General features: G+C 64.6%; 8 protein-coding genes and 1 pseudogene. 3 read left to right on the top strand and 6 right to left on the bottom strand.

The features are described 5' to 3' along the window. Both NFV80_RS15640 and NFV80_RS15635 read left to right on the top strand, forming a co-directional pair. Positions 1 to 180, top strand: a 180-nt coding sequence (locus NFV80_RS15640; protein WP_295331102.1) for a hypothetical protein, incomplete at its 5' end; no start/stop codon positions are given. Between the two features lie 10 nt (positions 181 to 190). Continuing rightward, on the top strand, positions 191 to 778 hold the full coding sequence (locus NFV80_RS15635) for a class I SAM-dependent methyltransferase (RefSeq protein WP_295331100.1): 588 nt from the start codon (positions 191 to 193) through the stop codon (positions 776 to 778). Between the two features lie 230 nt (positions 779 to 1,008). On the opposite strand, the gene NFV80_RS15630 is transcribed toward NFV80_RS15635, so the two are convergent. The 6 genes from NFV80_RS15630 to NFV80_RS15605 form a co-directional block, all read right to left on the bottom strand. Further along, positions 1,009 to 1,293 carry an SH3 domain-containing protein gene (locus NFV80_RS15630; RefSeq protein WP_295331098.1) on the bottom strand — a complete coding sequence of 95 codons (285 nt, stop codon included), beginning with the start codon at positions 1,291 to 1,293 and terminating at the stop codon, positions 1,009 to 1,011. A gap of 152 nt (positions 1,294 to 1,445) precedes the next feature. Continuing rightward, positions 1,446 to 2,201 carry a hypothetical protein gene (locus tag NFV80_RS15625; RefSeq protein WP_295331096.1) on the bottom strand — a complete coding sequence of 252 codons (756 nt, stop codon included), beginning with the start codon at positions 2,199 to 2,201 and terminating at the stop codon, positions 1,446 to 1,448. Positions 2,202 to 2,318: 117 nt separating this feature from the next. Continuing rightward, a complete protein-coding gene (locus NFV80_RS15620) occupies positions 2,319 to 2,711 on the bottom strand; it encodes a VOC family protein (RefSeq protein WP_295331094.1) in 393 nt (130 codons plus the stop codon). 138 nt (positions 2,712 to 2,849) lie between these two features. Continuing rightward, entirely contained in the window at positions 2,850 to 3,371 is a 522-nt protein-coding gene (locus tag NFV80_RS15615; RefSeq protein WP_295331092.1) for a GNAT family N-acetyltransferase, read from the bottom strand. A gap of 26 nt (positions 3,372 to 3,397) precedes the next feature. Then, positions 3,398 to 3,784, bottom strand: coding sequence for a hypothetical protein (locus NFV80_RS15610; RefSeq protein ID WP_295331090.1), 387 nt, complete (start codon positions 3,782 to 3,784; stop codon positions 3,398 to 3,400). Between the two features lie 255 nt (positions 3,785 to 4,039). Next, on the bottom strand, positions 4,040 to 4,708 hold the full coding sequence (locus NFV80_RS15605; protein ID WP_296759292.1) for a class I SAM-dependent methyltransferase: 669 nt from the start codon (positions 4,706 to 4,708) through the stop codon (positions 4,040 to 4,042). Between the two features lie 263 nt (positions 4,709 to 4,971). Here NFV80_RS15605 and NFV80_RS15600 point away from each other — a divergent pair. Continuing rightward, positions 4,972 to 5,185 (top strand): annotated as a pseudogene (locus tag NFV80_RS15600) (transposase); the annotation flags it as partial.

Raw genomic sequence — 5,185 nt, 5'->3', positions numbered from 1 at the left:
ATCGGCGCGCTTCGTCCGCATGTTCTTCGCTACAATCGCGGCTCTTCCATTGCTCGGCGAGCAAGCGCCGCAGCGCGCGAGGCGGACGGTGTCCGTTGGCCGGGCCCGGCGCCGGGCGCTGCGCAAGCACTTCGCGAGCGGGCCGCTACCGGCAACTGCGCCGACATCAGCGAAACTTGAGGAGAACCCGATGACCGAAGCCCTTTCCCGACTGCTGACAGAACTCGAAAACTTCGGCGCGGAGAACGACGCCTCGATCAGCGACCGGCCGCGGCGCATGCTGAACATCACGCGGGACACCGGTGAGTTCCTGTCGCTGCTGGTTCGCGCCACCGGCGCGCGCCGGGTGCTGGAAATCGGAACGTCGAACGGTTACTCGACGCTCTGGCTCGCCGAGGCGGTCAGCGCCATCGGCGGACAGGTGACGACCGTCGAACTATCGGATTTCAAGATCAACCTCGCGGCGACGACTTTTTCCCGCTCGGACCTGTCGCCGGTGATCACGCAATTGCATGCCGACGCTGGCGAAGTGCTCGCGACCGGAGGCGACGGGGCATTCGACTTCGTCTTTCTCGACTCGGAACGACCGCAATACGCGGGCTGGTGGCCGGAACTCCGGCGTGTACTGCGCAAGGGTGGACTGCTGGTGGTCGACAACGCCACCTCGCACCCTTTGGAGCTGGCTCCGCTGGTGGCTCTGGTCCAGGCGGACGACGAATTCGTCAGTTGCCTGGTGCCGGTAGGCAATGGCGAATTCCTCGCCACACGCTCGGCCTGACCAGCCAACGGCGATTCGCCGTTGCGGCAGGGAGCCGCCAGCGATCCGGCTTTCGCGCTCGGGCGCGAGCCCACCACCGCGTAACCGCCGCCACCCCGCAACCGGATCCGCGCCGGCAGGACAATCTGCCGCCAGCCGGCACGATTGCCGAGAGCCACGGCGAGGATTTCGGTGCCGGTCGAGACGAGATTCGATTGCCGCGCCGGCTTGCTGGCAACGATGGCGCCAGCTCAGCGGGACGATCCGGGCATCGGGGAAGGTGGGCACGCATCCTCCGCCAGGTAGCTGCCCGCTACCCACCCGACATTCCCCTGGTATTCGACCTTGCACCAGCGCGGATGCTCGGCCGCCCGCCGGCGCCTTTCCTTGTCGCTGAGCGAGGTGAACTCCTGGAAGGTCAGGCCGCCCTCGCAGCCGAGGCTGCGCAGGCAGTGCGCGTCCGCCGGGATACGCCCGATTTGCGCCGACGAAGCCAACGGCTGTGCGCGCAGCGCAAGGGTACTCCTGCTCGCCAAGCCCTGCACGCGGTAGTGGTCGGGACCGTCAGCCGTCGCCAGAGCCTAGCCGCCGGTCGTCGTCGCGATCAATCCGAGCACGGCAACGAGATGACGCACGCTCAAAGAAACGCCGCCGGGAAGCACCGCCACCCGCATCCGGCCGACATCCTTCAGCCCCCCGTGAGGAAAGCGTCCGGAATATCGTAGCGCTCGTCGTCGCCGATCCTGACGGTCGTCAGGTCGTCCCGCCGGGAAAAGGTCAGCGCTGCCATGGCGTCCGCCGTGACGGGCTTCCCCTGCACGAACAGGATGCGCCGCTGCACGCCGTCCCTGCCGATCGCTTCGAAGGTCGCGGTACCGTCTCTTCCGCGCCGGATGACGCCCGCGTCGCACGACTTCACGCCGGGCTGATACGGCAGCAGGCAGGGCACCGTCGCCGTGGCGTGGTAGGCGGTGCCCGCAACCTTCGCATCCTGCGTCGCGGACAACGGCGCCAGGGGCTTGCCGGAAACGGCAACGGTCAGCGTGTATTTCGACGACTCGTGCCGTCGCGCCGCCGGCCGGTCGATCCAGACGCGGATCGTGTAGTCGCCATCGGCAGGAAGCAAGCCCTCGTAGGACCGCTCGCCGGTATCCCGGCTCGAGTACATCGCCACGTTGGTCGAGCCGGGAGGCAGCACGTTGAAGTTGTTCTGGCCATGCGAAGCCCTGAACTCGATCCGGAGCGTCTGACCCGCCGCCGCCCGCACGAGGTAGTCGACGTCACCATCGCCTTTCAACGTGCCTTGGATCGTTGCCGACATCGCGCCCCTGGCGAAGCTCACGCGCTCCTTGCGCGCGGCCGCCGGCCCGTCCGCCGCGAGCGTCGTCGTGACGAGCGCAAAGGCAGCCAGAGTGGCAAGTGTGGCCTTCCTGATCCGCTTCATCTTCTCTCCTTTCACCCGACCGGGCCACAACACGGGGTCGGCCGGGCCATTCGCCGGCCTGCGCGGCTGCTCGCGCGGGGTTGGCGCAACAGTGGAGTGCGCAGGATGGAACACCGCCTACATGGAGTGGAAGCCGATCATGTTTCCCTCGGGATCGCGAGCCAGGACGATGTGACCGTGCTCACCGATGGACATTTTTTCTCGCACGATCGTGCCGCCGTTCGGTACCACCCGGGAGGCTTCCTCGGCGCAGTCCCTGCAGCCAAAGTAAACCAATGTCCCACCGCCCGCCGAGGGGAAGCCTTCCATCTGGACCAGCATCCCGCACGCACCATACGAGGTGTGCGCGGTCTCCTTGTCGGCGGGGAATGCCCACATTTCCATGTTCATCTCTGCCGTCGGAGGAGGCATCCTTTCCAGTTTCTTCTCGAGTACGGCTTCGTAGAAGTTCCTGGCTCGCTGCATGTCCTGCACGTAGATTTCAAACCAGACAACGGGATTGCTTCGCATGGTGATTCTCCTGCAGTAAGTGTGAGGGATTGGACGCGTGATGCCAACGGAGATCCTGGCAGCAAGCGGCAGTCCAGGCACAAGGGGTGCAGCGAGCCAGGATGCGCAATCTCCTGGCTATGCCGCTCGCCTGTCCTGTCATGCATGGATCAGCCGCATCAGCCTGACGTCGCCAACATCGACCGAAAATCCGTGCTTTTCGTAGAAGGCAGACATTTCCGGCAAACAGTAAAGCTCGATGTGCCTGACGGATTGCAAACGCTCGTGATTCCTTGCGAGTGTCAGCAGGTCATGGCCAAGGCCTTTGCCTCTCTCGGATGGAGCGACGATCACGTCGAACAGGATGGCCTTGAAGGTGAAGTCGGTCAGCACGCGGACAAAGCCAATCAGGTCATCGCTTTCCGAGGTGATGCCGATGCAAATCTGCGAGCCCCGGACGCACCGCCTGGTGTCTTCGAGCGAGCGGCCGCGCGTCCACCATTCCCCCTGATAGAGCGAGTGAAGCTGGGCGATGTGCCTTTCGCTCAATTCGCTGATGTTGTTCATGTTGCCGGGAGTCTCGCGATACGTGGGGTTTTCGTCAAGCGCTCGCTGCCGCCAGGGCGCTTGGCCCGCGATGCGGATGATGACATTGCGCGCCGCGCGGGCCAAGTGCCTCACCGCCCGCGGCCGACTCGCGCCATGGTTCAGGCCGCGCGCTCACGCAGGTGCACGATGTTGCCCTCGGGGTCACAGACATTGCGCACCCTGATGCCCGGACCCGCCCACACGGGACCCCAGACCCTGCCCCCGAAATGCTCGACCAGAGACTCCGCCGAAGCGAGGCTGTCGACGGTGAAGAACGGCTTGATCGCCTGTTCCACGCGCGGCACCGGCGCGACTTCAACGACGACGAAGCTTGCGTACTGCGCGGGAATGGAGTGGATGATGAGCTGGGTGTCCGGCGACTGCAGGACCCGATGTTCTTCGTCCGCGTGCAGCACCCTGGCACCCAGAACCCCCTCGTAGAAGGCAGAGACGGCAAGCAGGTTCCTGGCGTAGAAGAGGATGCCGGATCGAGCCGGGCCTGACATAGGTTTCTCCAGCAAGGCGGGCAATGGCAGAGTCTAGCAATCCTTCCGTCGAAGTGGACGTTCACGGGCGATCAATCGACATCGCCCTGGCCGACGACGGACGACCGGAAGCGTGCTCTTACCGAAGCACCGGCGGCGACTCGCGAGACACCGAGTGACCTTGCTGCAGCGTCAGGTGGTGATGCTCGATGCGTCGCGCCATGTCGGATGCCCTCGGCGCCACCGCAGCGGCGAAGCGACGGACGGGAACGGCAATTACAGGCTGCCGTCTGTCCTTCTCGACCGAGAAGTCGGTCGACCGGGTGCGGTACGAAAAACCTGACGAACAAACTCTTTTCCCGACGCGAGAACCAACGTTTCCTCCGATTCGAGCGCGAACCCGCAGGATGCGGCACACGCGGCCAACTCTGGCGGCGGAAGGAGGCGCATGAGCGGAACCAGGGCCTGAAGGCTCGGGTATGGTGAGGGCGACACCGCATGCACATGGGCAGACGGCTGCTGAAGCACGGAAACCAGCCGACCACCCGGCCGACACACGCGCGACAGATTACCCAGAGCGGCCGGAAGCGAGACGAACTCGAACACCAGAGCAGCGTAGATGAGATCGACCGGAGCTAACGGCGATGGGCCGGACTGAATATCGACAGCATGCAATTCCAGGCCCGGGATGTGCCCAAGATAACGGGCGGACGCAGCAGCGACATAGCTTGGGTTGATGTCGACGCCAACCACTCGCTTTACCGTGGCGGGGATTCTGTCGAAACCGTTCCCGCCGGCACAGCCGATCACTGCAACGGACTCCGGCATGAACTGGAGCAAGGCATCCGAAAACTGGGAAGCCAACATCTCCGCCTGGCCGATCGTCCGCAGCGCCATGTGGGACTCATAGTCGGAGAGGGGAATCTCGAGCCAGGGATTGGTCACGAGCGGACCGCTGCGGGCAGGTCATGGCCGAGCGTCGCGCTCACGACGTCAGGCAGAGCAGGCAATTGCACGCGAGCCATCGTGGTTCGGCATCTCAGTCCTGGCGAGACAACCTTGGTTTGGCTCCCTGCATGAATGGTCCGATCGCGCAGTCTTTCGCGCCGGTCATCGTCCGAGGTTCGGAGCGGCTGCTCGATGCGCAGTCGACCATCCGCCAGCTGCGAAATATTCTTGACATTCACCGACCGGCTAATGGGTGACCCGTACCGCAAGCCCTGCGGGAGGACGACCGGGCGGTGTTCGGTGACAAGGGCTACGTCCATGACAAGTTGAAGCGTGCCGCCCGCAAGGCGGGCGTGTTCTGGGGCGTGGCGCTGAAGGCCTCATCGAAGTACAAGCTGACGGCATCGAACCGGCGCTTCAACCGCAAGATGGCCTCGGTGCGCAGCCGGGTGGAACACCTGTTCCGGATGATCA

The sequence above is a fragment of the Accumulibacter sp. genome, assembly GCF_023806565.1.
Classification (GTDB): domain Bacteria; phylum Pseudomonadota; class Gammaproteobacteria; order Burkholderiales; family Rhodocyclaceae; genus Accumulibacter.
Note: the sequence above shows the minus strand (reverse complement) of the source record. Positions and strands in the feature narration are given on the sequence as shown.

Coding starts and splice junctions, on each gene's coding strand:
- NFV80_RS15635 (WP_295331100.1), top strand. CDS start 191: ATGACCGAAGCCCTTTCCCGACTGCTGACAGAACTCGAAAACTTCGGC.
- NFV80_RS15625 (WP_295331096.1), bottom strand. CDS start 2,201: ATGAAGCGGATCAGGAAGGCCACACTTGCCACTCTGGCTGCCTTTGCG.
- NFV80_RS15620 (WP_295331094.1), bottom strand. CDS start 2,711: ATGCGAAGCAATCCCGTTGTCTGGTTTGAAATCTACGTGCAGGACATG.
- NFV80_RS15610 (WP_295331090.1), bottom strand. CDS start 3,784: ATGTCAGGCCCGGCTCGATCCGGCATCCTCTTCTACGCCAGGAACCTG.